This is a genomic window from Lacrimispora sp. 210928-DFI.3.58, from assembly GCF_020554865.1.
Taxonomy (GTDB): Bacteria; Bacillota; Clostridia; order Lachnospirales; family Lachnospiraceae; genus Enterocloster.
In genome coordinates this window covers 1-26,454 of the sequence record NZ_JAJCIC010000043.1, presented here as the reverse complement: position 1 = coordinate 26,454, position 26,454 = coordinate 1, and the positions used below count along the sequence as shown (strand labels likewise).

The 26,454-nt window shown below is 51.4% G+C and carries 17 protein-coding genes; 15 read left to right on the top strand and 2 right to left on the bottom strand.

Annotated features, from left to right (window positions below; all coding sequences use genetic code 11):
* Nucleotides 1-335: 335 nt before the first annotated feature.
* From LIZ87_RS19225 to LIZ87_RS19205, 5 genes are all read left to right on the top strand, one after another.
* A complete protein-coding gene (locus LIZ87_RS19225) occupies nucleotides 336-1,277 on the top strand; it encodes a D-aminoacyl-tRNA deacylase (RefSeq protein WP_319638600.1) in 942 nt (313 codons plus the stop codon).
* Nucleotides 1,274-2,140 carry a DMT family transporter gene (locus LIZ87_RS19220; RefSeq protein WP_227148858.1) on the top strand — a complete coding sequence of 289 codons (867 nt, stop codon included), beginning with the start codon at nucleotides 1,274-1,276 and terminating at the stop codon, nucleotides 2,138-2,140. The genes LIZ87_RS19225 and LIZ87_RS19220 overlap by 4 nt, the downstream gene beginning before the upstream one ends.
* 36 nt (nucleotides 2,141-2,176) lie before the next feature.
* Nucleotides 2,177-3,097: a bifunctional helix-turn-helix transcriptional regulator/GNAT family N-acetyltransferase gene (locus LIZ87_RS19215; protein ID WP_227148857.1), complete on the top strand. Its 921-nt coding sequence runs from the start codon at nucleotides 2,177-2,179 to the stop codon at nucleotides 3,095-3,097.
* A gap of 248 nt (nucleotides 3,098-3,345) precedes the next feature.
* Entirely contained in the window at nucleotides 3,346-4,329 is a 984-nt protein-coding gene (locus LIZ87_RS19210; RefSeq protein WP_442912267.1) for a hypothetical protein, read from the top strand.
* Between the two features lie 111 nt (nucleotides 4,330-4,440).
* Nucleotides 4,441-8,529 (top strand): NACHT domain-containing protein, encoded by a 4,089-nt coding sequence (locus tag LIZ87_RS19205; protein WP_227148855.1) that lies wholly within the window; start codon nucleotides 4,441-4,443, stop codon nucleotides 8,527-8,529.
* On the opposite strand, the gene abc-f is transcribed toward LIZ87_RS19205, so the two are convergent.
* On the bottom strand, nucleotides 8,516-9,976 hold the full coding sequence (gene abc-f / locus LIZ87_RS19200) for a ribosomal protection-like ABC-F family protein (RefSeq protein WP_178313578.1): 1,461 nt from the start codon (nucleotides 9,974-9,976) through the stop codon (nucleotides 8,516-8,518). The two genes, LIZ87_RS19205 and abc-f, sit on opposite strands and share 14 nt — an antisense overlap.
* A gap of 334 nt (nucleotides 9,977-10,310) precedes the next feature.
* Nucleotides 10,311-11,564, bottom strand: coding sequence for a GTP pyrophosphokinase (locus tag LIZ87_RS19195; RefSeq protein ID WP_178313580.1), 1,254 nt, complete (start codon nucleotides 11,562-11,564; stop codon nucleotides 10,311-10,313).
* A 256-nt stretch (nucleotides 11,565-11,820) separates the two neighbouring features.
* Here LIZ87_RS19195 and LIZ87_RS19190 point away from each other — a divergent pair, with 256 nt between their 5' ends.
* The 10 genes from LIZ87_RS19190 to galT all read left to right on the top strand — a co-directional run bounded on the left by LIZ87_RS19190 (nucleotide 11,821) and on the right by galT (nucleotide 26,292).
* On the top strand, nucleotides 11,821-12,966 hold the full coding sequence (locus tag LIZ87_RS19190; RefSeq protein ID WP_178313582.1) for a glycosyl hydrolase family 18 protein: 1,146 nt from the start codon (nucleotides 11,821-11,823) through the stop codon (nucleotides 12,964-12,966).
* Between the two features lie 58 nt (nucleotides 12,967-13,024).
* A complete protein-coding gene (locus tag LIZ87_RS19185; RefSeq protein WP_227148859.1) occupies nucleotides 13,025-13,798 on the top strand; it encodes an inositol monophosphatase family protein in 774 nt (257 codons plus the stop codon).
* A 303-nt stretch (nucleotides 13,799-14,101) separates the two neighbouring features.
* Complete coding sequence (locus LIZ87_RS19180; protein ID WP_178317451.1) at nucleotides 14,102-15,088, top strand: diaminopimelate dehydrogenase; 987 nt, start codon at nucleotides 14,102-14,104, stop codon at nucleotides 15,086-15,088.
* Between the two features lie 405 nt (nucleotides 15,089-15,493).
* Nucleotides 15,494-17,506 (top strand): molybdopterin-containing oxidoreductase family protein, encoded by a 2,013-nt coding sequence (locus tag LIZ87_RS19175; protein ID WP_227148854.1) that lies wholly within the window; start codon nucleotides 15,494-15,496, stop codon nucleotides 17,504-17,506.
* Nucleotides 17,507-17,698: 192 nt separating this feature from the next.
* Nucleotides 17,699-18,685 (top strand): Gfo/Idh/MocA family protein, encoded by a 987-nt coding sequence (locus tag LIZ87_RS19170; RefSeq protein WP_178317244.1) that lies wholly within the window; start codon nucleotides 17,699-17,701, stop codon nucleotides 18,683-18,685.
* Nucleotides 18,686-18,996: 311 nt separating this feature from the next.
* Nucleotides 18,997-20,718, top strand: a complete 1,722-nt coding sequence (locus LIZ87_RS19165) for an ABC transporter ATP-binding protein (protein ID WP_227148853.1) — start codon at nucleotides 18,997-18,999, stop codon at nucleotides 20,716-20,718.
* On the top strand, nucleotides 20,719-22,512 hold the full coding sequence (locus LIZ87_RS19160; RefSeq protein ID WP_227148852.1) for an ABC transporter ATP-binding protein: 1,794 nt from the start codon (nucleotides 20,719-20,721) through the stop codon (nucleotides 22,510-22,512).
* A 68-nt stretch (nucleotides 22,513-22,580) separates the two neighbouring features.
* Entirely contained in the window at nucleotides 22,581-23,879 is a 1,299-nt protein-coding gene (locus tag LIZ87_RS19155; protein WP_227148851.1) for a DUF1576 domain-containing protein, read from the top strand.
* Between the two features lie 57 nt (nucleotides 23,880-23,936).
* Nucleotides 23,937-24,452, top strand: a complete 516-nt coding sequence (locus tag LIZ87_RS19150) for a Gx transporter family protein (RefSeq protein ID WP_227148850.1) — start codon at nucleotides 23,937-23,939, stop codon at nucleotides 24,450-24,452.
* 319 nt (nucleotides 24,453-24,771) lie between these two features.
* Nucleotides 24,772-26,292: a UDP-glucose--hexose-1-phosphate uridylyltransferase gene (gene galT, locus LIZ87_RS19145; RefSeq protein ID WP_178316393.1), complete on the top strand. Its 1,521-nt coding sequence runs from the start codon at nucleotides 24,772-24,774 to the stop codon at nucleotides 26,290-26,292.
* Nucleotides 26,293-26,454 lie beyond the last annotated feature (162 nt).

The following is a 26,454-nucleotide window of genomic DNA, read 5'->3' as shown; positions in this document are numbered from 1 at the left end:
AGGGCTTTGCCCTCGAGCTCCCATTCCAGAAAACATAGTTTGTCTACAGTCTAAGCACTTTATATGGAAACATATAAGGTGCTTTTTCTTGGGATTAGGAGGTGTTTTCATGTAACCGGTCAGCGAAGCGTTCCTGCAGGCGGGGCAGGTGCTGGGCGGTTTGGTATTGACAATATAAGAAACGTTGTTTTTCCGGGCTTTTTTGCACTTTTGGGAGAAATGGGCTTGTGTCTTTACGGGGAAATCAGATGTTTTTTTGGATAAATGTTGACAAAGTCCACAAAACTTAATATACTAAAAATGGACTGAGTCCACAAAGTTTCAAGGAGGTTAATATGAAAGCAGTATATTATATCAGCAATAGTCGCACATGGGGACATGTAGCAACACAGGTATGGGATATTTTGAAACAAGAAGGTTTTTTGCAGGAGCATACAGGAATTATATTTTCCGGTCAGGAAGTTATGGGATATAGAGATGAGAAACACGAATATTTTTTTGTCCCTATGGATACGGCGGTATGTCTGGACTATCCCAGATTTTTGCCGGAAATGAATCGGTATTTTTCGGATTGCGATATGTCAGGGATGGTAACATGGCATGAAGGGGCAAATGCACCGGAAAATGTTTTGACCGTACATTCTCTTGGAGATGTGGATTCGGGATATTTTGGAAAAGCGCAGCCGAGGTATATGAGAAATCTGCTGCTTGCCTATGAGAAAAACCGTAAAGCACTTGGATTAACGGATTATCAGGTGGTTACGGAAGCAACCCATTGGTCAGGTGTGCATGCGGGACATGGAGACCCGGCATTGCTTGTGCAGTATCCTGTTCCAATGGTTGATATTGAAGTAGGCAGCAGCCCGAAATGCTGGAATGATGAGACAGCCTGCAGGGCATTGGCCCGTACCCTGACTCATGTATTTGATGATGATGAGAGGATCGTCCATAATATTTTATGTGTCGGCGGAATCCATTTTGATCCCAATTTTGCGGAGGCTGTTTTTACTACATGGAATAATGAAGCTTTTGGAGTGTCGCATATTCTTGCAAATCAATGGCTGGTATCGGGCGAGTATGAGAACGAAAGTGGATTGAAACGTGTAAGTGACGGTATCCATGCAATTGCAGGCGGTGTTGAAGCCATTTTCTTCCATGATAAGCTAAAAGGCTGTTACAAAGATTTGGTTCGTAAGCTGGGAAAAGAATTTCAAATCCCGATCTATAAACATCAAAAATTACGGAATCCTCAGGAATTGGAGTGGAAGACCATATGAAAAATGATTCAGGCGCAAAGATAATGCTTAGTGTTTCCATGGCTATTTTTGGAACGCTTGGTCTTTTTACCAGGAATATTTTATTGAGTTCCGGAGAATTGGCATTATACAGGGCAGTTTTAGCTTCGGGAGTGATTTTGATTTATCTGGCTGCCTCAAAACAACGGATGGATCGAAAAGTAATAAAAAAGGAAATCCCTCTATTGCTGGCGTCCGGCATTGCCATGGGGATTAACTGGATTTTGCTATTTCAGTCTTACAAATATACAACAATCTCTGCAGCAACCCTGAGCTATTATTTTGCTCCGGTGATTGTGACCATTACATGCCCTTTTTTATTTCATGAGAAACTGACAGGGAAGCAGATTCTTTGCTTTTGTATGTCAACAGTTGGCCTGTTTTTGATCATTGGAATTAGTAATATGGGGCAGGGCGGGAATGATCTGCTGGGGATTCTATTTGGGCTGGGAGCTGCTGTCTTTTATGCAGCAGTTATCCTGCTGAATAAATTTATAAAAAATGTAGCAGGCGTACACCGCACACTTTTGCAGTTTTTTGCAGCAATTTTAATTTTGATTCCCTATGTGGCAGGTACAGGCGGCATGCACCTTACAGAATTGAACGTTTCCGGATGGATATGTTTGCTTACAGTTGGTCTTGTCCATACGGGAATCACCTATTGTATGTATTTTTCCGCACTAAAAGATTTAGCCGGGCAGGAGGCAGCTATTTTAAGTTATATTGATCCATTGGTGGCAGTTCTTGTTTCCGTGTTGATTCTTGGAGAAAGAATGACCTTTGTGCAGATGCTGGGAGGGATGTTCATTCTTGGTTTTACATTATGGAATGAAAAAAATTCGTGACAGTGATATAATATCTACATATCCAAAGGAAAAGAGGTGACAGGATTGTTTTCGCCGGACCAGATAGCAGATGTTCAGGGATTTAACAAGGTTTATTTGTATCTGTGCAAGCAGATTGATGATGCGATACTAAATGCAGGATATTCGCTTACGGAAAAAGATGTTCTGTTGGAAATCAGCAAAACGGAACGGTGTACGGCAAATATTTTGACGCAGCGGCTTCATATTGACCGCAGCTATATGAGCAGGATGATTGCCAAGTTTGAAAAAAAGGGCTTGATTGAGAAAACGCTGTCCAAGACAGACAGCAGAGTCCGCTATATCCGTCTGACAGAGAAGGGCAGAAAAGAGTTTAACCGGTTAAGTGATATTCAGAGCTCGCAGATCCAGAAGATCTTTCAACAATTGAGTGAACATGACCAGCAGGTAGTCCTGCGTGCAATGGTTATGATCAGAAATAAACTTTCTGATGCAAATGATGTGATTACGATCAGGCCGTTTAAACAAAGTGATATTGAATATGTAATTTCGAGACATAAGACACTTTATTATGCAGAACGCCATCTATCGGAAGTTTTCTCACGTTATGTAGACTGTATTGTGTATGAATTTGTTGATAAATTCAACCCCAATACGGACTGTCTGAATATTCTGGAATGCAACGGTGTTCCTGCCGGGAGTATAGCTGTTGCCAAAGTGGATGATATGACAGCGCAATTACGATTTTTTATGCTGGAGCCGGAAATGCGTCAGCGGGGATATGGGAACAGGTTGATCGAGCTGGCGTTGGATTTTTGCAGGGAAAAAGGATATAAAAAGGTGTTTTTGCTTACGATTACGGCTCAGGTTATCGCCCGTCATGTTTATGAGCAGCATGGTTTTTATAAGGTTTGGAGCAGGGACAAGTCTGAGTGGGGAGAAGGAGTAATTGAAGAGCGCTGGGATTTGGAATTATAAGGTGATCCATGTTGACAAACCGAAGGAATACCCGTTGCTGGAGGATTTGTTGGATACAGTATAACACCGGGGCAGGCGGCGGAAACGATTATAAATGAGCATAAACACACAAATTTCACATTTACGTATAAAAATTGTAAGTTTCTTTGCTGCCATTTTATGCTAAAATAAAAGCAGCATAAAAGATTTTGAGGAAGGGGAATGATATGATGAAGGTAAAAAGTGGTGTGGTGCTCCTGCTTTCAGCCATGTCCTGTCTGGTGATGTCCTTTCCGTCCATGGCAGCTACGAAGATTGGCAGTATCTCGCTGGAGATCAATTCTAACATCTCAGCTGGAGATTACGGCGGCGATGTGGACGTGGATACGGATTCCAGCAAGTATTATGTGGATGATGTGCAGGTTACAAACGAGCCGAAGAACGGCTGGGAGGATAATGACAAGCCGAAGATCAAGGTAACGCTCATTGCAGATGACGATTACTATTTCCCGTCGACCCTGTCAAAGAGCGATGTGGACTTAAGCGGGGATGACGGAACAGTTACATCCATCAGCAGGCGGAATAATGATGAAATGTATGTCAATATCACCCTGGATGCCTTAGACGGTGATGATGACGATGACGACAGCGATTACGACCTGTATATATCGGATCTGGAGTGGGATGATGCAGACGGCACGGCCTCCTGGGAAGAAGCCGATGATGCCAGAAAATATGAAGTGCGCTTATACCGTGACGGAAGCTCCGTGACCTCCGTCCAGACCACCAGCAATACCTACTACCGCTTTGCAAGCTATTTTACAAAGAGCGGTGACTACACCTTCAAGGTTAGAGCGGTGTACAATTCCTCTAATAAGGGAAGCTGGTACGAATCCGAGGAGCTGGATGTGTCGTCAAGCGAGGCGCGGGATATCAGAGAGAACAGCAGCAGTAGCGATTACGGAAGCTCTACTGCAGGCGGTCCGGGAAACAACAGCCAGTCAAGCGGGGCATGGCTCCACGATGATATCGGCGGCTGGTGGTACTGCAACGCAGACAGGAGCTACCCGGTGAACCAGTGGCAGTACATTAATGATTACTGGTATTTCTTTAATGAAAAGGGATACATGGTGACAGGCTGGGTATTGTGGAATAATATCTGGTACTACTGCAGCGACAGCGGTGCTATGCTGACAAATACTACGACTCCTGACGGATACCGTGTAGGAGCCGACGGAGCCTGGATACAGTAAATGATGAAATGAAGATAAGCGGTAGGCAGTTTTGGGAGCTGTCTACCGCTTTTTCTGTAAAAATGCTATAATCGGTAAAAAGGATCATCAGGGAACCAGGGGGATACGAATATGGGCGAGCAGATCATAAGCATTATCATAAATATCCTGTCTTCTATTTTATATGACGGCGGCAAGTACACAGGGAGTAAGCGGCTGGGATGGGAAGAACACAAGGGAAAACAGGGGAAGGAGTCCCTGGAAGAAACGCTTCAGACCAGTCTGGCTGCATTTCTGAGAAGGCATGAGGACTGCCTGTTTTTGGATTCGGACTGGTTTGCGGCGTTTTTGAAATATCAAAGGCCGTTAGAGAAGCTGCTGGAGAATATTGTCTATGGAAATGGCGGCAGAGAGCAGACAGAGGAAGAGATGTTGGAGCGGCTCCTCCTTGATACCAGGAGGGCGGCAAAGGGGACGTCCAGGTCATTTGGTTCAAAGGAGGAGGCCGCTGCACGGGAATTATACCAGCTGCTGGTCCGAGAGATCAGGAATGAGCTGGGCAGCCGGATGACGCCTGCAGAGAAGTACAGGCAGGGCCAAATAGAACGAACAGTCCTCAGGGCAGCAGAGTCTGTAAACAGCAGGATAGGGGAATTGAAAGATGCTATGGCGGATAGGAGTTCCTCATTCACAGAAAAGGCATATGAGTACCCGTCGCCTTACCTGAAGCGCTTCTGCAGCAGTCAGGAGAAGAAGATACTGGACAAGAGGGAGGCAGAAGAAGCCTGCTGTTTATCAGAGATCTGCCAGCGTTATCCCTGTGTGGTCCTGCTGGGAGAGGCAGGAAGCGGGAAGACCACAGAATTGCAGTGGGTGGCGGCATGTTACAGTGAAAACAAGGAGCTTCCCAGGCCGGTCCTTCTGACCTTGAAAACCTATGTAGATGAGACAATGGAGGGGCTGGCACAGAAGCAGGGATTTGCCGTGGAAGAGGAGAAGGAGCTTCTCTTTATCATTGACGGCTTTGACGAGATATCGGGAGCATGCAGGCAGAGCTTTTTAAAGAGGCTTACAGATTATCATGAGCAGAGGCCCAAAGCGAGGTTTCTCATATCCGCCAGGAATCATTTTTACCGTGAGGGGATGCTGGGAGACTTTTTTACAGCTGTGTGGCTGGAGCCCCTTACCCCTGGGGATGCAGCAGAATTTGCAGAGGGATACGGGCTGGATGTGGAGGCCTTTTTGGCAGAGGTTCAGAGGCGCAGGCTGGAGGAGCTTTTGCTGATCCCGTTTTATCTGCTGGAGCTGTGCGGCATTTATAAGGAACAGAGGGCCATACCGGAGCGCAGGGAATTGATGCGCGAGCTGATAGACCACAAATTCTCAGAGGATTTCAAAAAATTTCGGATGACAGAGGAGGAGGATCTGGCTGAAAGGAGGACGCTGTTGTTTTCCCTGCTTCAAAGGCTGGGCGCGGCAATGCATGGAATGGACTGCCGTTCCCTGACAGAGGAGGAATATCAGTGTCTGATCCCCGACCAGGAGGAGAGAAGGCTGCTGAGCTACAGCGGCATCTGGAAGCGCCAGGAGGGCTGCTGGCAGTTTTCCCACAATAATTTTGGCGAGTATCTGGCAGCAGAATATCTTTCCGGATGCAGCCCGGATGAGATCAAAGAGCTGGTATCTGCCGGATATCCGGAACTGGGCATCCGCAGCAACTGGTATCATGTGCTGTCCTATCTTCTCCCCATTGCAGATGAGAAGACGGAAAAATGGCTGCTGGATCAGGATTTCACGCTGTTTTTCGACTTTGACAGGTCCAGGCTTCCCGCCTCTGAGCGAACAAGGATCCTGCGCCGTGAGTGGGAACGGCTGAGATCGTGCCATGGCTGGATCACAAGGCAGCGCTACCGGGCAGAGGATCTGATCAGATTTGGCATGAGCTATACGGCTGTCGGCATGTTCCTTGAGGAGATCCAAAAGCCGGAAGATGAGATCGTGCAGCAGAATGCCATCCTGGCTCTTGGCAGGTTTGATAACCTGTTCGGAAGAGAGAAGGAGGTAAAGGAGGCGCTTTTAACTATCTGCTGCAGCCCTGAGAAGAATAGCTGGATATGTACGAGGGCGATACTCGCCCTGTCGGAGCTGGGGCTGATGGATAGGGGAATCCTCTCCGGGCTCGTGGAACATTTTTCTGATACGGACTCTTCGGAGATACGCTATGGGCTGTATTACAGCATCCGCGTTTTGGAACGAGCGGATGTTCATATCCGTTTTTTGACAGACGGGCTGACGTATGTGCAGTGGAGGCTTAATCAAACAAAGGGACGGCTGGGAAATGAAACCTGTGAGCTTCATTATGCCCTGATGGCGGTGAAGGAGCCTGCTGCCATCCTGCAGATCATCCGGAGTTTGATAGACCACCCGGAATACCATCATATCTACAAGATCGAGGAGGTGGTATCCTGTGTTCTCCTGCACCTGGCAGAACAGGAGAAGGTGCCGAAGGAGGGAAGCTGGAAGACTGTGACAGCGTTCTATGAGGCATCATCAGAGCATGGCTGGAATCTTATGGAGGAGGCTGCCATAGGATATTTTGCAGCCACAGGGACCAAGGAGAGGCTGTTTCGGGAAGAGCTGGGCAAGGTGACAGGGAAAAAGAAAAATTGGTGGCTGTTAAACCGATTGCTGGATGAAGGGATCTCCCGGTGGGTGCTGGAGCAGTATAAAGAGGGGCGCATAAGGGATGAAGAGGCTGCGCAGTGCATCGGCATCATGCATTGGAAAAATGCGGTCTTTCCTGAGCTTGCAGCTCTGTATCAGGAGAGGACAGGCATCCAGATCCCCAGAAAGCCTGTGATCGATTATGAGGCACTCCGCAGACAGGGGGCAGAGAGCTACAGGCAGGCAATTATCTGCCGGGAAAAATATCTGGATCTGGTGGATGAATGGATATCGCTGTATGGAAAAGAGGAGCTGACGCTGGAAAATGTCAAGGAAAGTTCCATAGAACTGCTGGAAAAGCGGTATGATCTGGAGGAGATACGATTTGACTATCTTCGTTCGGACAGCGAGATGACCGTGCAGGAATGGAGACAGGCTCTGGAAGAGCAGGACTGGAAGGACATGCAGGTATATCTGATCCGCCAGTGGCTCTATCAAAATGAAAACAGGGAAGTGCCGGAGGAGATCGTGGGGGCTGCCAGGGAATATTATGACAGCCATATCGAAGAGGTGGACTTTGCCCGGAGTATTGTCTGGGACACAGATACGGAAGGCAGGGTCATGGACAGCCGGGCTGAGGTCCTTCTTTTCTTTGCCAGCCGCTTTGGCTTTCCGATGAGCAAGGAGAAGGCAGAAGGAATATGTCCCTTTGCGGGAATCATGAGGGAAGGGGAAATCAAAAAGCTGCTGGAGCGCTGTTTTACAGAGGAGGAATTAAGGCAGGTGATACTGGATCATATGAAGGGGAAGGAGCGCCTGGGAGAAGACTTATATCTGCACCTTTTCTATTGCCGGAAATTTAAGCTGGAGCAGTGCGCAGAGACCATCCGCAAAGTGGCGGCAGACGCTGCCAGGCCGGATCATCTCAGACAAAGGGCCATAGAATACTTCTGCCAGGTGATTGGCTCCGAGGCAGCCTGCCAGGCCCTGTTACCTCATCTGGATGGCGAACTGTTTTTCCATGCAGTCTCACAGATCATCGAGGACGAATCGGAGGGCCTGGCAGATCTGCTGTGGGAATATGCGGGGAAGGACAAAGAGAACAGAGTACGCTGCCTCCAGTACCTTATATGGCTGCAGGATATCCGGGGAGTGGCAGCCTACCGTCAGATACTGGAGCAGGAGCGCAGGGTAAAAAGATATTCCTGGGACAGGCAGCCGGCAGAGAGCATTGTGCGGATCAGGAAGGAGTCCCTGTGGGAGGAGCTCTTTTTGCTGGTGGAGCTGTGGCTTGAGCCGGATTTTGAGGATACGGACCATGGGAGCCTTGCCAGAGCCATAAGAGGAGCGCTCACAGCCATAGCAGGAGACAGTGAAAAGGGCTTCAGGACGGTCTGTGCAATGCTTGATAAGAAGATATCCTCCGGCAAAGGAGATCTCTGGAAAAATGTTCAGATGCACCATTGGCTGGAGGATGTCAGGGAGAGCTACAAAAAGAGCGCCCAGAGAAAATGGTCCCTTAAGGAGGCCAGGAAGCGTATATTCACAGCGGTATGATACTGGTGGCTACAGCCTCCCGGAAGGCTCTGTCGTGTTCTACCAGCACCATGGAAGGTGAAAACTCCAGTATCAGCTGTTCGATCTGTATACGGGAGTACACATCAGTGAAATTGAGAGGTTCATCCCACAAATACAGATGGGCCTGTTCGCAGAGGCTTTTTGCAAGGAGCACCTTTTTCTTTTGTCCGCCGGAGAACTCGGAGATGTCCTTCTCAAACTGTACCCTCTCAAAATCCAGCTTCCGAAGGACGGTTTTAAACAGGCTTTCATCCAGCTGGTACTGCCGGGCAAAGTCCGGCAGGGTTCCCCTTAAGTGTGAGGTGTCCTGGGGCACATAGGAAATAATGAGGCCGGATCCCAGCTTTATGGTTCCCGTATGCTTAATGGGACACCCGGCCAAAAGCTTTAGCAGGCTGCTCTTGCCGCAGCCGTTTTTCCCTTCCAGTATGATGCGCTCGCCCCGGCGGACAGAAAAGGAAACAGGGGCGTTTACTGCGGCCCCGTTATAGCAAGCAGAAACCCCGGTCAGGACGGCCAGGATATCGGAGCGGTATTCCAATGGCCGGATCTGCAACGCTTCTGCATGCTCCGTGTTTTTGAGAAGCCCTGATTTCTGCTCGATGGCTTTCTGCTGTCTTGCTTCGAAGGACTTTGCGCGTTTCATCATTTTCGCAGACTTGTGTCCTACATAGCCCTTGTCTGCGGCTCCGATCTTTGAGGCCTCCACACGTGAGGACCAGATGCCGGAGCGGGCAGCTGCCTGCTGCAGCCGCTTGATATCCTTCTGCAGGCGTGTGTTCTGTGCCTGCTCAAAATTCTGCTGCCTGTCAAAATTTTCTATCCAGGAGGAGAAATTTCCACTTTGCACACAGATATCTGCTTTGTTTAAGGATAAAATATGGTCCACACAGCCATCCAGAAAACGCCGGTCATGGGAGACCAGGATGAACCCTTTTTTTCTGCTCAGATAGGAGGACACCATGGCTCTTGCATGGGCGTCCAGATGGTTTGTAGGCTCATCGATCAGCAGGAAATGTCCCTCATTTAAAAAGAGGGCGGCCAGCAGTACCTTTGTCTGCTCCCCATTGGAGAGAGTCTCAAAAGGACGCCAGAGAACGCCGGCATCTGCTTCAAGCAGGGACAATTCCCGCAGCAGCTCCCATTCCCGGGCCAGGGGACGTACCTCCTGCAGTATTTCCCAGGTCATTTTGGCTTTGTCTGCAACGGGATATGGAAAGTAATCAAACTGTACCGATGACAGGATCTTCCCGCTGTATTCATAGTTTCCCATGAGCAGCCGGAGAAAGGTTGTTTTCCCGCGCCCGTTCCTGCCCACAAAGCCCAGCCTCCATTCCGTATCGATCTGGAAATTCACATCCTCAAACACATTGTCATGGCTGGTTGGGTAGGAAAATGTCAGGTGCTCGACCTTGATCATTGACATTGTATCAAACCTCCTTTGTGATCAATGTGGTGATGCAAAGCCGGTGCGCCTGTCCATTCTGCTTTCTGGCAAAAAAACAGAGCTGCAAGAAGATCCTCGCAGCTCATCACAGCATACAAATACTTGCCCCGCATAGGAGCAGTAGACGGATAGGATGAGAAATAGAATGATCACTTTCCTGCAAATGCGCAGAAGTATGACGCCAACAGCTGCATACCACCACTTCTTCTATATATTATCTGTAAGAAAAATTGAACATTCTTTCACCTCGTTTTTTGGGATTTTGGTATATGATAGCACAGCCGTAAAAGAAAATCAATAGTGATAGGAAGATTTAATTCTGATACTGTCCGAACTGCACTGTCAGCTTCTCCAAAAGCTTTCTGGCCTCCTCACCCTGCTTTTCAATGGAGGCGGCCTCCGGCGTTTCGATGTCGTGTATCAGCACATTTCTGGTCTTTCTCAAGGAAACGATCTGGTTTAGGCAGTCATTGTCGAGGATATTCATGCGCTTTAGGGAGTTGATGTTGAAGGCTCCCTTTTTCTTGGGGGAATTTTTATAGGTGATCCTGTTTAACAGATCCTCCAGAGGGATCCACTGCATGAAGAAGCCAGTAATGGCCTGGGCTGTGGCAGGGTCTGTCTGGTAGTCATTCTGGCGAAGCTCCTGGTACACCTCATAGCGCTTTGCATTTCCGGTGATGATCTGGTCAATGATCTGCTGGGAGATGTTGCGCCTGTCCTTCTCAAACTTGACGGATCTTAATACAGGCTCCACCTGCCGCACGCCGTTCAGGCCTAAGCGGCTGATCAGGCGGAAGAGGAGCTCCACATTTCCCATGCGCAGGTCAATGTCCTCCGGGCTTAGGTGGTTTCTGCTCAAATATTTGTAGAGATAGGAGGCAAGCTCATACTGATTGCCAAAGGTGGTATCCTTGCTGCGGATACGCTCGTTTCCGGCCTCCTGAAGGCGCTCTAAGGCGATCTCACCTGCCAGCACCAGGCCGTTCAGCTCGTCTAAGATGGCAAGTTCCTCTTCGGAGAGAGTTCCCTGGAGGGGTTTGTATACAAGGTCATGCTCCACCTCAGACCAGGCGTGCATGAGCACGGAAGCCACCTGTATCTCGATGCGGGCAGAGGCATAGCGCTTCTGGGAGGCTTCCAGGCCGTCCTCACGGAGCCTGGCACGGTAGTGATTGGCCCAGTAGCCGGAAAAGCGTTTGTTGTAGGTAGGCGGTTTGGACTGCTCCGGGAACTGCTTTGTCTCAAGAATGTCAAAAAGGTCACAGATCAGGCTGTTTGCCATCTCACGGTCCCCAGGGAAGTAGAGAGACACCCTGACGCCGGAGAGATCCACAATATCCTCGTAGATCTCCCGCATATTTTTGTAGGGAACAGGCCGTTTGGCATTGCGCCGCTGGACCTTATTCTTTAACCGTCCGGGATGCTTTGCGCGGAAGGTGACAATGGCCCTGATACCGGAGGACTGTAAGGCGGCCTCCAGCTGCCCCGCGGCCAGGCGTCCGGCGGTTTCATAAAAATTCATTTTTTTCTTGTAGTTCTCTATGAACTGGTTGATCAAATCCATATATTCTCCTGAAAACTTATAAATAAATATTAGTTATTATTATATAACAGGCCGAGGGCGGTGGCAAGACCGGAAACTCCCAAGCTGCTGTATTCTGCACCGCATGTTACTGTTCATAGGCAGGATCCCGCAAAAAGGGAGTGTTGTAAACGGAGTGAACAGTAACCACCGCATCTGCCGGAAGGATGAGGTAAGGCATGAAGGCCCCACAGACCGCATATATATGAAATGAGTTTGGATGCGGGATGATGGCTTTATGGAAATCTATGTGGTAAAAACAGGAGACAGCGTGGACTCGATCGCTGCTTCCCTGGGAATTTCTGTTCACAAGCTGATATGGGAGAACCAGCTGGAATATCCATACCGCCTGGCCGTGGGCCAGGCTCTTTTTGTCAGCGGAAATGGCGGGAGCGTGAGGCCTCCTCTGTATGCTTTTGGCTATGCGTATCCGTTTATTGACCATAAAACACTGGAGGAGACTCTGCCTCATATCACGGACCTGTACGTATTTTCCTACGGCTTCACAGAGGAGGGCAACCTGGTATATCCGTCCACAGATGACAGATGGATGATAGACCGGGCCTGGCAGGCAGGGGTGCGCCCCATTCTGACACTGACGCCCCTGGGGGCAGACGGGAGATTCAACAATAACCTGGTGACAGCGATCGTGGAAAATGCAGAAAGCCAGGAGAGGCTGATCTGGGAGCTGGGGAGGAACATCCAGGAGAGGCGCTTTGGGGGACTGGATGTGGATTTTGAATACGTGCTGGCAGAGGACAGAGCCAGTTATGCGGAATTTGTGGCAAAGGCAGCTGATGTGCTGAACCTTTTTGATTATCAGGTGACGGCGGCTCTGGCTCCAAAGACCTCAGCGGACCAGCCCGGCCTTCTCTATCAGGGAATTGATTACGGCCTTCTGGGCCGGGCAGCGAACCGGGTGATGCTCATGACATACGAGTGGGGCTACAGCCAGGGGCCGCCCATGGCTGTTGCTCCCATTCACATGGTGCGCCGTGTAGTGGAATACGCGCTGACAGAGATACCGAAGGAACGGCTGAGCTTAGGGATACCCAATTACGGATATGACTGGCCTCTGCCCTATGAGCGCGGGATCACCAGGGCCAGGACCATAAGTAATCTGGAGGCAGTGGAGATCGCCATTGACCACGGTGTGGAGATCCAGTTTGACGAGACAGCCCAGTCGCCCTACTTCCGCTACTGGCAGTACGGCATCCAGCACGAGGTCTGGTTCGAGGACGCCAGGAGCATCAGGGCGAAATTTGATCTCATAAAGGAATACGGCCTCACAGGGGCAGGCTATTGGCAGCTCATGAATTTCTTCCGTGTAAACTGGCTTATGATGGAGGAAATGTTTGAGGTGGAGAGATGGGAGGATTTGTGATATACTGGTGAAAAGCAGATGAAGCTTCAAATGATCAATGACCGGAGGAACAAAGGATATGAATGTGGATGCAGAGAAGATAAAGGCACTGGTAAAGAGCATAAAGCCCCTGTTCATGGATCACAAAAGGGCATCCCAGATCAAGGTCAAGGGTGTTTCTGACTTTGTGACCCAGGTGGATTTCCAGGTACAGGAGACCATGAAGGAGGGCTTAAGGAGCCTTTATCCACAGATACAGTTTATGGGGGAGGAGAAGGACAACAGCGATATTGATTTTTCAGGCTCTGTGTGGATCTTAGATCCTGTGGACGGAACCACAAACCTGATACATGATTTCCGGCAGAGCGCCCTGTCCTTAGCCCTCTGTACAGGGGGAGTGGTAGAGCTGGGGATCATCTACCAGCCCTATACAGATGAGATGTTCTGGGCAGTTAAGGGGCAAGGGGCCTGGCTGGGGGATACTCCCATACATGTGAGCCAGGTAGATACGCTGGAGAGAAGCCTGGTATCCATTGGCACCTGCCCTTATGACCACAGCCTGGCGGAGAAGAATTTTAAGGCCTTTCAGGAGATCTTTCTTCACTGCTCCGACATCCGGCGCATGGGCTCGGCGGCCATTGACCTGGCCTATGTGGCCTGCGGACGGACAGAGGCTTTCTTTGAGCGGAGCTTAAAACCCTGGGATTTTGCAGCGGGCCTTCTCCTGGTGGAGGAAGCAGGAGGAAAGGTGACAGACTTTAACGGCGATCCCGTGGATGTGACAGGACCCTCGCAGATCATGGCAGGAAACGGCTGCATCGGGGATATTCTTGCAGAGCGGTTTTTGCGGTAGACCTGCATGCGCCCGGCTGGCCGATTCGCCACCGCACCATGAAAGTATGGCGGGCGCATTTGGCATACCTGAATACATGCCGCTCTACGGCGGCAGGACTTTCAAGGTAATATGGATTTTCCATTTGCCAAACCAGCTTCCGATATAGTATAATTTACGTTGCCCTTCACAGCTCATATCCTGCAGAGGGCGTTATTGTCCGTGAAACGGCTGCTCTTTAGCCGGGCTGTGAGCAGGGATCAATTTGTAAACAGGATAAGGCCCTATGGGCCGGAATATGAATTACGAAAGGAAGTACATAGCATGGCAATCAGAATTGGAATTTATGGATACGGAAACCTGGGAAGAGGTGTGGAGTGTGCGATCCGCCACAATACAGACATGGAGCTGGCAGGCGTATTTACAAGAAGGGATCCAAAGACTGTTTCTATTCTCACAGAAGGCGGAAAGGTATATGCTGCAGAGGATGCAGCTCAGATGAAGGATGATATTGATGTGATGATCCTCTGCGGAGGAAGTGCAACAGACCTTCCGGAGCAGACTCCGGAGCTGGCAAAGTATTTTAACGTAGTGGACAGCTTTGACACCCATGCAAAGATACCGGAGCATTTTGCAGCAGTGGACAAGGCAGCTTTGGAGAGCGGACATGTGGGCATTATCTCTGTTGGCTGGGATCCGGGCATGTTCTCCCTTAACAGGCTGTATGCAAATGCCATCCTCCCAGGGGGCAGCGATTATACCTTCTGGGGCAAGGGCGTGAGCCAGGGGCATTCGGATGCCATCCGCAGGATCGAGGGCGTAAAGGATGCAAGGCAGTACACCATTCCGGTGGACAGTGCCCTGGAGGCTGTGAGGAGCGGAAGCTGTCCGGAGCTTACCACCAGGCAGAAGCACACAAGAGAGTGCTTTGTGGTGGCAGAGGAGGGCGCTGACTTAGAGGCCATTGAGAAGGCTATCGTGACAATGCCCAACTATTTCTCTGATTATGACACGACGGTGCATTTCATCAGTGAGGAGGAGTTGAAGAGAGACCACAGCGGCATCCCCCATGGCGGCTTTGTGATCCGCACAGGAAAGACAGGCTGGCAGGATGAGAACAGCCATGTGATCGAGTACAGCTTAAAGCTGGATTCCAACCCGGAATTCACATCCTCTGTTCTGGCAGCCTATGCTAGAGCGGCTTACCGCTTAAGCAGGGAAGGACAGACAGGCTGCAAGACCGTATTTGATATTGCACCAGCTTACTTAAGCCAGGCCGACGGCGCAGAGCTCAGGAAGCATCTGCTGTAAACCTGCATGCGCCCAGCAGCGGACGCGCTGCCGCGCCGTAAATTCCATATACAAAGGAAAACGTACAATTTCCTCGTACAAGGGCAAAAGCACCTGGAAATCGTACTTTTCCACCACGGTGGAAATGAATTCCACCTGCGTGATTCCAGAAAGCATAGTTTGTCTGCAGTCCGGGAGGGACAGGTTCGCCTGTCCCTCTGTTTTGGCTTTACAGGGCGGGTGAAAGACTGATTCCCGCAGGCAACGGGCCAGGCGTCATGCCTTCATGCACATTTGGGGGCTGCCGCGAGGGTCACATGTCACGCTGCCTGCAGAGGGGATGTTGACTTGACGGACCAGGGAAAGGTAATTATACTTAAGCATATAGAATTGTATTCTACACCCATATGATGGAGGATATGCGACATGTCTTATACACAAAAAACAATCTGTCCTTATGACTGTCCTGCAGCCTGCGGCATTGTGGCGGAGACGGACGGAAAGCGGATCCTGGGAGTGAAGGGGGATGCCGGCCATCCGGTCACAAAGGGACTTCTGTGCAGGAAAATGCAGGAGTATGAACGCTCTGTCCACAGCCCGGACCGCATCCTGACCCCCATGAAGCGCCAGGGACAAAAGGGAGAAGGAAGATTCGTCCCCATTACCTGGGAGGAGGCCATAGAGGAGATCACCGGGCGCTGGAAGGAGATCCTTCAAAACGAAGGAGGAAGGGCCATCCTTCCCTTTTATTATTCCGGCGTCATGAGCGTTATACAGAGAAAGTGCGGCAATGCATTTTTTAACAGAATGGGAGCCTGTACCCTGATCCAGACGCTCTGCTCCTCCGCAAAGGGAGCCGGGTATGAGGCTGTTCTGGGAAAGACGGGCTGTCTGGATCCCAGGGAGCTTCCTGACAGTGATTTTTATATTATCTGGGGGAGCAATGTGAAGGCCACCAGGATACATACCATGCCGGTGCTTGCAGCTGCCAGGAAAATGGGAAAGAGGGTGGTCCTGATCGAGGCCTGCGCTTCGGATATGAGCGCCTACTGCGACGAGACCCTCCTCATCCGTCCGGGCACAGACGGGGCCCTGGCCCTGGCGATGATGCATGTGCTGGAGGAAAAAGGACTCACAGATAAGGACTTCCTGGAGGAGTATGGGGAAGGATACGGGGAATTTCAGGCTGTTCTTACAGGCTGCACGCCGGAGTGGGCGCAGGAGATCACCGGGATCCCTGCAGCTGCCATCACAGCCCTTGCAGAGGAGTACGGGAGGGCCAAGGCACCGTCCATTCTCTTGGGAAGCGGCCCCTCCCGCTATGGCAATGGCGGGATGACCGTGCGTCTGATCACGATCTTGTCCACCCTCACAGGAGCATGGGGAAAACCGGGAGGAGGCCTGTGCGGCTGCAATCCCGGCGCGGGAAATTTTGTGGAGACAGAGCGTGTCACCAGGCTGGATTTCCGAAGGGGAGAGGAGAGGAAGGTGAACATCAACCAGCTGGCCTCCGCCCTTACAGGCGCAAACGGGGAGACTCCGGTGAAAAGCCTGTATGTATACGGCAGCAACCCGGTGGGTTCTGTGTGCAGCCAGAAGGGGATCATAGAAGGGCTTAAGCGGGAGGATCTGTTTACTGTTGTCCACGAGCGTTTTATGACGGACACAGCAAGGTATGCGGATATTTTGCTTCCGGCCACCTTTTCTGTGGAGCAGACAGACTGTTATACAGCCTATGGATACTGTACCTTCGGAACAGCAAAAAAGATCATCGAGCCTGCGGGTCAGTGCAAGAGCAACTGGGATACTTTTTGCCTGCTGGCAAAGGCTATGGGCTATGAGGAAGATTATTTTAAGCATACGGAGGAGGAAATGCTTGAGGAGCTGTTAGACCATCCGGGCACAGGACTTGACGGAGCAGGGGAGGAAGGCATGAGGGTCCTCAGAGAGGGCGGAGTGATATCCACCCCCTTTGCAGACCACAGGAGATTCCTGACGGATACAGGGAGGGTAAAGATCACGAACCACTCCCTTCCGGAGCCTGTTCCCCACTACACAGACTGCCATGGAGGGGAGTATCCCCTAAAGCTCATCGCAGTGCCCTCCTGCTATACGTTAAATTCCATTTTCTTAGAACGGGAAAGCCTGGTGGAGCAGAAGGGGGAGGCAGAGCTCCTTCTCCATCCTGCAGATGCCAAGGCCAGAGGAATAGAGGACGGAGATCCGATCAAGGCATTTAATGACCTGGCAGAGGTGAATTTTAAGGCCAGGGTGACAGGGCTTGTGGCAGAGGGAGCAGCCGCCGCCCCGGGGATCTTTTGCTCGGACACAACAGGGACAGAGCTTTTGGTCAATGCCCTGCATCACGAGCGCCTGTCTGACATTGGGGAGGCAACGACCTTAAATGACAACACCATTGATGTGAGAAAGATCGGATAGCATACCTACATGCGCCCGGCCGGCGGACGAGCCACCGCACTACGAAGGTCTGGCGGACGCGCTGCCACGCCACGAAGGTCTGGCGGACGCGCTGCCACGCCATGAAGGTCTGACGGGCGCATTTGACATACGGAATACCTGGCGCCTATCCGGCGGCAGGACTTTCGTAGTATGCGGAAAGGAAAGAAAGATATGAACTGGGGAATATTGGCAACAGGAACCATTGCAGCAAAGTTTGCAGCAACGGTAAATAAAATGGAGGACAGCCAGAGACTGGCAGCCTGCGCCTCCAGAACAAAGGAGAAGGCGGAGGAATTTGCTTCCCGGCACAGCATACCTGCTTTCTACGGCTCCTATGAGGAGATGGTAAGAGATGAAAATGTGGATGCAGTATACATTGCCACGCCGAACAACATGCATTACGAAAACTGCTGCATGTGCCTGGAGGCGGGAAAGCATGTGCTCTGTGAGAAGCCCTTTACCACCAATGAGGAGGAGGCAGAGAAGCTCTATGAGCTGGCAGAGTCCAGGGGGCTTTTCATCATGGAGGCCTTCTGGATTCGCCACCTTCCCGCTCTTAAGAAAATGCAGGAGCTGATAAGGGAGGGCGTGATCGGCGATGTGGTCCATGCAAGGAGCGACTACGGCTTTGTGGCAGCAGGAGCCAGAAAGGTGCGAAAGTTCAATTCCTCTCTGGCAGGCGGCGCTCTTTTGGATATCGGCATTTACAACCTGGGCTTTATGCATATGGTGATGGGAGATGAGGAGGCCAGGTCCTTTACCTCCTGCCATCACATCAATGAATTCGGTACAGACGATTTCAGCTCTATCCTGCTAGCCTATCCAGGAGGCAGGAGCGCCTGCGTCACCACCTCCATCGGCCTTATCATGCCCAGGGAGGCACTGGTAACAGGAACAAAGGGCTCTTTGTATCTGCCGGATTTCCAGCAGGCAGAAAGGCTGACCGTGCGTCCGGCAGAGGGAGAGGAGTATACCCTGGAATTCCCGTTTGAGGTCAACGGCTTTGAATATCAGATCCGGGAGGTACAGCGCTGTGTGGACCAGGGGATGTATACAAGTGATGTGCTGAAAAAGGAAGATACGCTGGCGATCATACGGCTCATGGACAAGGTGCGTAAGTCCTGGGGACTGACCTTTGAGTGCGAGAAGCAGCGTTGAAAAGCCATTTTCACCGGACGTTCTTAGTGTACTGACACGCTCATATTTCAACGAATAGCTTGCCTGAATTTCCCTCTCCGGCGTTGTCGTCAGTCAGCGTAGCCACCGCTACGCCTTGCAGGCTGAAAATTCATTCTGCGTTATTCGTTTGAAAATGAACGTGTCAGTACACTAGTGGTTTCGTGTGATGGATACAGAAAGCGGAGAGGCACCTGGCAAAAGCAGAGGCCGGCATCCGGGCAAAGGCCATAAAAGCAAAGGCCATAAAAGCAGAGGCCCAACCCGGCCTTTGGCGAAAGGAGGAGCAGGAGATGAAGCTCATTGGAAAGCTGATATACAGTCACATAGGCATGTTTCTTACAGCCGTCCTGTTCCTCACCCTGGAGGCTGCCTGTGACCTGCTCCAGCCCACTCTCATGTCCCAGGTGGTGGATGAGGGCGTAAAGCTGGGGAATTCCCGGACAGTCCTTTTTTACGGGGGCATGATGCTCCTTGTGGCCGGACTGGGAGCCGTAGGCGCTGTGATGAGGAATATCTGCTCCAGCCGCACCTCCCAGCTGATCGGGATGGAGCTGCGGAGCCGGCTTTACCGTAAGGTGCAGAGCCTGTCCTTTGAGAATATTGACCGCTTTCAGACATCCTCTCTGATCACCAGGATCACAAACGATGTGACTCAGATCCAAAATTTTATCAACGGGTCCATGCGGATCCTAGTAAAAGCGCCTATCACCTGCGGAGGCGCTGTTTTCCTGATCATCACCAGAACGCCAAAGCTGGCCCCGGCCATGGCAGTCATCCTGTCCATTGTGGCCTGTTTGATCTATATGAATATGAAGATCGGCTTTCCCAGATTCCGGAGGATGCAGGAGAAGCTGGATGCCTTAAACCAGGTGAGCCGGGAATTTTTCTCCTCCATCCGGGTGATCAAGGCCTTTTGCTCAGAGGAGCAGGAGGAGTCCCGGTTTGGGCATGCGGCAGAGGAGCTGGAAATGGCGGGGATCTCTGCCCTCCGGACAGCGGCTGTGTGCGCTCCCCTCATTAATCTGACCGTGAATATGGGCATTGTCTTCCTGCTGTGGAGGGCCGGAAGGTCTCCGTGGAACGGCATAGGAAGGCTGATGGCAGCTGTTAATTACATGACCCAGATGGTTGTTTCCCTGGGGATGGTGTCCAATATCCTGAATACGGCTGTGAGGGCTTGTGCCTCTGCAGACAGAGTGCAGGAGGTGCTGGAGGAGAGGCCGGCGCAGAATTCAGAAGAGCCGGCCGGAAAATCGGAGTTGGAAATGGAACCATTGAAAGGATATGTAGAATTTCGCAATGTTTCCTTCACTTACGCGGGCACCGGCCGCCCCATGCTGCGCCATATAAGCTTTCAGGCAGAACCGGGAGAGACCATTGGCATCATCGGTCCCACTGGCTCCGGGAAAACGACGCTCATCCGGCTCATTCCCCGGTTTTACGATGCCTCCTTTGGGCAGGTGCTTTTAGACGGGAAGTGTGTAAATGACATTCCCCCAAAAGCCCTCAATCATGCAGTGGCGGTTGTCCCCCAGAAGGCCCTTTTATTTACAGGGACCATTGAGAGCAACTTAAGATGGGGAAAGGAAACTGCTGCTATGGGGGAGCTTGAGGCTGCGGCAAAGGTCGCCTGTGCCCATGAATTTATAGACAGGATGGAGCTGGGCTACGGCACAAAGGTGGGCCAGGGCGGCGTGAACCTGTCAGGGGGACAGAAGCAGCGTCTCTCCATTGCCAGGGCCTTGTTAAAGGACGCCCCTGTGCTGATACTGGATGACTGCACCAGTGCTTTGGATGCATTTACAGAGAAAAAGGTGCTGGAGGGCATTGGGCACCTGCGGGGAGAGAAGACCATATTTCTCATCAGCCAGCGCGTCTCCACAGTGATGAGGGCAGACAGGATCCTCTGCCTGAAGGAGGGTTCCCTGGCAGGTTTCGGAACACATGAGGAGCTGCTGGCGCAGTGCGCAGAATACAGGGAGATGTACATATCCCAGATGGGAGGTGTGTAAATGGCGGCAGAGGTCAGGTTTGGTCCGGGAACAAGCATGGGCGGCGGGCGGATCCACGGGACAGCGGCAAAGCCAAAGGATATGGGCGGCACTATGAGACGGCTGTGGGGGCTGACAAAGGGAAACAGGAAAAAGCTGGTATGGCTCCTTGTGTTCCCTCTCCTGGCATCCATGTCAGCGGCACTTTGCCCCCTTATCATAGGAAAGCTGGTAAATGCAGCAGACAGCGGGAACAGGGCAGACCTTCTCGTCCTGTTTTTGGCCTCCCTTTACCTGGGAGACTGGCTGGCACGCTTTTTGCAGGGCTTTCTCCTTGCCAGGACAGGGCAGCAGTTTGTACGCTATGTGAGAACACTTCTTTTTGGGAAAATGAAGGGCCTTCCTCTGGAGTATTATGACCGCAATACCCATGGGGATATGATGAGCCGCCTGACGAATGATGTGGACAGCATCAGCACCACCATCTCCAATTCCCTGGCCCAGCTCCTTCTTCTGGGCTTTACCATTCTGGGCGCACTGTGCGCTATGGCTTCTCTGAACCTTCTGTTGACAGCAGTGTCCCTGTGCTATGTGATGCTCGTGGTCCTTTTTACCAGATTTATCACAAGGCGCACAAAGAAGCTTTACAGGAAACGCCAGGCAGCCCTGGGACGTCTGAACGGGGAGATCGAGGAGGGGATATCCGGTATTTCCGTGGTAAAGGCCTTTGGCCGGGAGGAGGAAATGCTCCGGCAGTTTGAGGAATGCAACAGGGAGCTTTACCAAGTATCAAAGAAGGCGCTCATATGGTCCGGCTACCTGATGCCTGTCACAAATGTGATCAACAACCTGGGGTTTCTGACAGTGGTGACAGTCAGCGGAATGATGGCGGTAAAAGGCATGATCCCTGTGGGCCTTATCTCCAGCTTTGCGCTGTACTCCAGGCAGCTTTCTAAGCCCTTTACCCATATTGCCAGCTTTTACAACAGCCTGCAGACAGCAGTCGCAGGGGCAGAGAGGGTGTTTCAGGTGTTCGATGAGAGGGAGGAAGAGCCGGATATACCGGGAGCCATTCCTGTCTGCGCTCCGAAGGGAGAGGTAGAGTTTTGCCATGTGAGCTTCCGGTACAGGCTGGAGGGGGAGTTCGTTCTAAAGGATGTGAGCTTTTCGATACCGGCAGGAACACGGGCTGCCATTGTGGGAGCTACAGGAGCGGGAAAGACTACGATCATAAGCCTGCTCACCAGATTTTATGATGTGACCGAAGGCGCCATCCTGCTGGATGGAAGGGACTTGAGGGAGTATCAGAGAAAAAGCTTAAGAAGAGTATTCGGCGTAGTGCTCCAGGAGCCCTCCCTGTTTCAGATGAGCATCCGTGACAACATACGCTATGGAAATGAGGCTGCCTCGGATGAGGACGTGGAAATGGCGGCAAAGGCGGCCGGAGCCCATGGCTTTATAGGCCGTTTAAGGGATGGGTATGACACTGTCCTGGAGCAGGGCGGCGGAGCCTTAAGCCAGGGGGAGCGCCAGCTTCTCACCATTGCCAGGGCCATTTTGGCGGATGCCCCCATTCTGATCCTGGACGAGGCCACCAGCTCTGTTGATACCATGACAGAGCAAAAGCTTCAAAATGCCATAGGAAAGCTTACAAGGGGACGAACCTCCTTTCTTATTGCCCACCGCTTATCCACCATACGCGATTCCGATATTATCCTGTTTTTGGAGGATGGGAGGATCAGGGAAATGGGAAGCCACGAGGAGCTGCTGGCCCTTGATGGACAGTATGCGAAAATGTACCGTGCCCAGATGTAATTTCTCTTTGCCAATTCCCGTTATTTCATGTATCATAGAAGAAGAGCATCATGGGGGAGGCGTAGCGCATGAAACATATGGAGCATTTTCACGAATTGAGATCCTTGACAAGAAAGCAGAAATTCTGCCTGCTGAGTGTGATCCCGGTCTATTTCATACTGGTGGGACTGATCGTCCAGCCTATCCGGGAGATCGTTCCGGGCATTATCCGTATTATCGTGGAGCCGGATTTCCTGATCACCGATTATTTTGTAGTAGGCGGCATCGGGGCGGCGCTGATCAATGCGGGACTTCTGACCCTTATGAGCATTGGAGTCATCTACTATCTCGGTATGGATATGGACGGGCATACCATCACCTCAAGCTGTCTGATGTTCGGCTTTTCCCTGTTTGGCAAGAATCTTCTGAATATCTGGGCCATCCTTGCAGGCGTTTTCCTGTATGCAAAATACCATAAAACCACCATGCACCGCTATATCTACATCGCCCTTTACGGTACCAGCCTTTCGCCGATCATCACCCAGCTTCTGACAGTGGGAAGCTTTCCTCTGCCGGTGCGCTTTGTGATCTCTGTGGGGGTTGGGATCATCATCGGCTTTGTACTGCCGCCTCTGTCCACCCATGTTCATTACGCCCATAAGGGATATTCTCTGTACAATGTGGGCTTTGCGGCCGGTATCATTGCCACGGTGATCGTATCGCTGGTAAAATCCTTTGGTGTCACCATTGAGTCCAGGCTGATCTGGTCTACTGGGAACAATGTGCTGTTCGGCATTCTGCTGTCCGTGCTGTTCGGCGGGATGATCATCACAGGGGTGGCAGTCAGGGGAAAGGGGATCTTTGAGTCCTACCGCCGTATCTTAGCCTCCTATGGACTGGCAGGCACAGATTACCTGCGCTCAGAGGGCGGAGCTACCACTACCTTTAATATGGGGGTGAATGGGCTGTTTGCCACCCTGTTTGTGATCGCCGTGGGGGGAGACCTGAACGGTCCCACGATCTGCGGGATCTTTACGATAGTGGGCTTCAGCTCCACAGGAAAGCACATTAAAAATATTGCACCAATCATGCTGGGAGTGTACCTTGCCAGCTTCACAAAGACCTGGTCCATCACGGACCCATCGCCCATGCTGGCACTGCTGTTTTCCACCACCCTTGCCCCTGTGGCAGGAGAGTTCGGCCCGGTGGCGGGCATCATCGCAGGCTATCTCCACTCCTCGGTGGCCTTGAACGTAGGGATCGTGTACGGAGGCATGAACCTGTACAACAATGGCTTTGCAGGGGGGATCGTGGCGATCTTCATGGTTCCTGTGGTACAGTCCATCAGCGACAGGAGAGCAAGGGCGCGAGGCGGTCTGTCGCTGTAAAAGTCATAGGGCAGGAACCGGGGCTTTCACATGAACAAACGTCAGGAGAATCCATCTATGCATCATAAATATCATTTATCTGCCAGGCGCACGGCCCTTTACGGCCTTCTCATCGCCCTGGCCTTTGTGCTGGGCTATGTGGAAAGCCTGCTCCCTATCTATCTGGGAGCGCCGGGAGTGAAGCTGGGGCTGGCAAACCTTGTCACCATCATTGCCCTGTATTCCCTGGGATTTCGGGCGGCTGCCTTTATCAATGCAGTCCGCATTCTTCTGGTGGGTTTTACCTTCGGCAATATGTCCGCTGTGCTGTTTTCCATGGCTGGGGCTGCGTTAAGTCTGACTGTGATGGCTGTGAGCAGGAGGCTGGGCATCTTTGGAATGATCGGGGTCAGCATATTGGGAGGCGTATGCCACAACATTGGACAGTTCCTCATTGCTGCCTTTGTTGTGGAGACCTTCGGCGTATTTTCCTACCTCCCTGTGCTCCTCATTGCAGGCACGGCAGCAGGAGCCGGGATCGGCCTTCTGGGCGGTCTGGTGACAGAGCGGATACAGAGGGTGTTCCGGGAGTAACAGTTCAGTCGGCTGCCAGGAGGGCGGCTGGCGCTCCGGTTTCGGACATAAGAAGCACTAAGACACCTGATTTTTCCTAAAAGCCAGAGCAGCATCAAAGCAACTCGCTGCGCTCAAACAATCATTGATGCTGCTCTGAACGGAAAAACCAGCTGCCTAAGTGCTTCTAATGTCTTGCAATGTCGCTCCAGCCGCCCTTCCGGCAGCCGACTGAACTGTTCCTTCCGGGAGGAGTAATTGAAAAATTTCATTGTCATATGTATTTCCAGGAGATATAATGAAAAGGAAGTCATATCATGAATACAGGGAGGGTATTGTAATGATCTATGGAGCGATAAAAGGCCTGGTACAGTATGGATTGGATACAGGACTGATCACGGATGAGGATGCCGTCTATGCCAGAAACCAGATATTAGATGTTTTAAAGATGGACGAGTACGAGGAACCGGAGGGAGAGGCAGGCCGGGAGGAGTTAGAGCAGATCTTAAAGGAGCTTCTTGACTATGCCCATGAGACAGGGGTGATGCCTGAGGACAGTGTGGTATACAGGGATCTGCTTGATACAAAGCTTATGAACTGCCTGATGCCCAGGCCCAGCGAGGTGATAAGGGAGTTCTGGAGCCGTTATGAGAAGTCCCCGGAGGAGGCGACCGATTACTATTACAAGCTGAGCCAGGATTCCGATTATATCCGCCGCTACCGCATCTGCCGTGATATGAAGTGGACAACAGAGACAAAGTACGGCACATTGGATATTACCGTAAACTTATCAAAGCCGGAGAAGGATCCCAAGGCTATTGCCGCTGCAAAGCTGGCAAAGCAGAGCGGATACCCGAAGTGCCAGCTCTGCATGGAAAATGTAGGCTATGCAGGCCGCGCCAATCATCCGGCCAGGAACAACCACAGGGTCATTCCCATCACCATCAATGACAGCCAGTGGGGCTTCCAGTATTCCCCATATGTATATTACAACGAGCACTGCATCGTGTTCAATGGGCAGCATGTTCCCATGAAGATCGAAAAGGCAGCATTTAAGAAGCTGTTTGACTTTATCAAACAGTTCCCCCACTATTTCCTGGGCTCTAATGCGGATCTTCCCATTGTGGGAGGCTCTATTTTAAGCCATGACCATTTCCAGGGCGGTCATTATACCTTTGCCATGGCAAAGGCCGGGATCGAGAAGCATTTTTCCATGGAGGGCTTTGAGGACGTGGAGGCAGGCATTGTATTCTGGCCCATGTCAGTGCTGAGACTGCGGGGCAAGGACTGCGACAGGCTGATCGAGCTGGGAGATATCGTGCTTGGAGCCTGGAGGGCCTACACCGATGAGGCGGCCTTTGTCTATGCAGAGACAGAGGGAGAGCCCCACAATACCATCACGCCCATTGCCCGCAAGGTGGGAGATACCTATGAGCTTGACCTGGTGCTGCGCAATAACATCACCACAGAGGAATTTCCTCTGGGCGTTTACCATCCCCATCAGGAGCTCCATCACATTAAAAAGGAGAATATCGGCCTGATCGAGGTAATGGGCCTGGCAGTTCTTCCCTCCAGGCTGAAGACAGAGCTGGCGGGGCTGGGAGAGTACCTGGTTGAGGGAAAGGATATCCGCAGCAATGAAACTTTGGAAAAACACGCTGACTGGGTGGAGGAGTTCCTTCCGAAGTATGAGGAAAAGGGGATCAAGATCACTGCAGAGAACGTACAGTCCATTTTGCAGGAGGAAGTAGGACACGTATTTGCAAGAGTCCTGGAGGACGCAGGTGTCTATAAGTGCGATGAGGCCGGACGGGAGGCCTTTGGGCGTTTCCTGAAGAGCGTTGGCTTTGAAGAAGCATAAAAAATAGTTGAGCGCAGGGCGCGAAACTATTTGCTACGCAAACGAAGCAAAGCGGAGTTCGCGGTTCCCGTAAGTTTTTATGAAGCGAGGAACGAGCGTAATAAAAAAGTTGAGCGCAGGGCGCGAAACTATTTGCTACGCAAACGAAGCAAAGCGGAGTTC

Bases quoted from the DNA above. Each gene is read 5' to 3' on its own strand.
- LIZ87_RS19225 (WP_319638600.1), top strand. From the start codon at position 336: ATGAAAGCAGTATATTATATCAGCAATAGTCGCACATGGGGACATGTA.
- LIZ87_RS19220 (WP_227148858.1), top strand. From the start codon at position 1,274: ATGAAAAATGATTCAGGCGCAAAGATAATGCTTAGTGTTTCCATGGCT.
- LIZ87_RS19210 (WP_442912267.1), top strand. From the start codon at position 3,346: ATGTCCTGTCTGGTGATGTCCTTTCCGTCCATGGCAGCTACGAAGATT.
- LIZ87_RS19205 (WP_227148855.1), top strand. From the start codon at position 4,441: ATGGGCGAGCAGATCATAAGCATTATCATAAATATCCTGTCTTCTATT.
- abc-f (WP_178313578.1), bottom strand. From the start codon at position 9,976: ATGTCAATGATCAAGGTCGAGCACCTGACATTTTCCTACCCAACCAGC.
- LIZ87_RS19195 (WP_178313580.1), bottom strand. From the start codon at position 11,564: ATGGATTTGATCAACCAGTTCATAGAGAACTACAAGAAAAAAATGAAT.
- LIZ87_RS19190 (WP_178313582.1), top strand. From the start codon at position 11,821: ATGGAAATCTATGTGGTAAAAACAGGAGACAGCGTGGACTCGATCGCT.
- LIZ87_RS19185 (WP_227148859.1), top strand. From the start codon at position 13,025: ATGAATGTGGATGCAGAGAAGATAAAGGCACTGGTAAAGAGCATAAAG.
- LIZ87_RS19180 (WP_178317451.1), top strand. From the start codon at position 14,102: ATGGCAATCAGAATTGGAATTTATGGATACGGAAACCTGGGAAGAGGT.
- LIZ87_RS19175 (WP_227148854.1), top strand. From the start codon at position 15,494: ATGTCTTATACACAAAAAACAATCTGTCCTTATGACTGTCCTGCAGCC.
- LIZ87_RS19170 (WP_178317244.1), top strand. From the start codon at position 17,699: ATGAACTGGGGAATATTGGCAACAGGAACCATTGCAGCAAAGTTTGCA.
- LIZ87_RS19165 (WP_227148853.1), top strand. From the start codon at position 18,997: ATGAAGCTCATTGGAAAGCTGATATACAGTCACATAGGCATGTTTCTT.
- LIZ87_RS19160 (WP_227148852.1), top strand. From the start codon at position 20,719: ATGGCGGCAGAGGTCAGGTTTGGTCCGGGAACAAGCATGGGCGGCGGG.
- LIZ87_RS19155 (WP_227148851.1), top strand. From the start codon at position 22,581: ATGAAACATATGGAGCATTTTCACGAATTGAGATCCTTGACAAGAAAG.
- LIZ87_RS19150 (WP_227148850.1), top strand. From the start codon at position 23,937: ATGCATCATAAATATCATTTATCTGCCAGGCGCACGGCCCTTTACGGC.
- galT (WP_178316393.1), top strand. From the start codon at position 24,772: ATGATCTATGGAGCGATAAAAGGCCTGGTACAGTATGGATTGGATACA.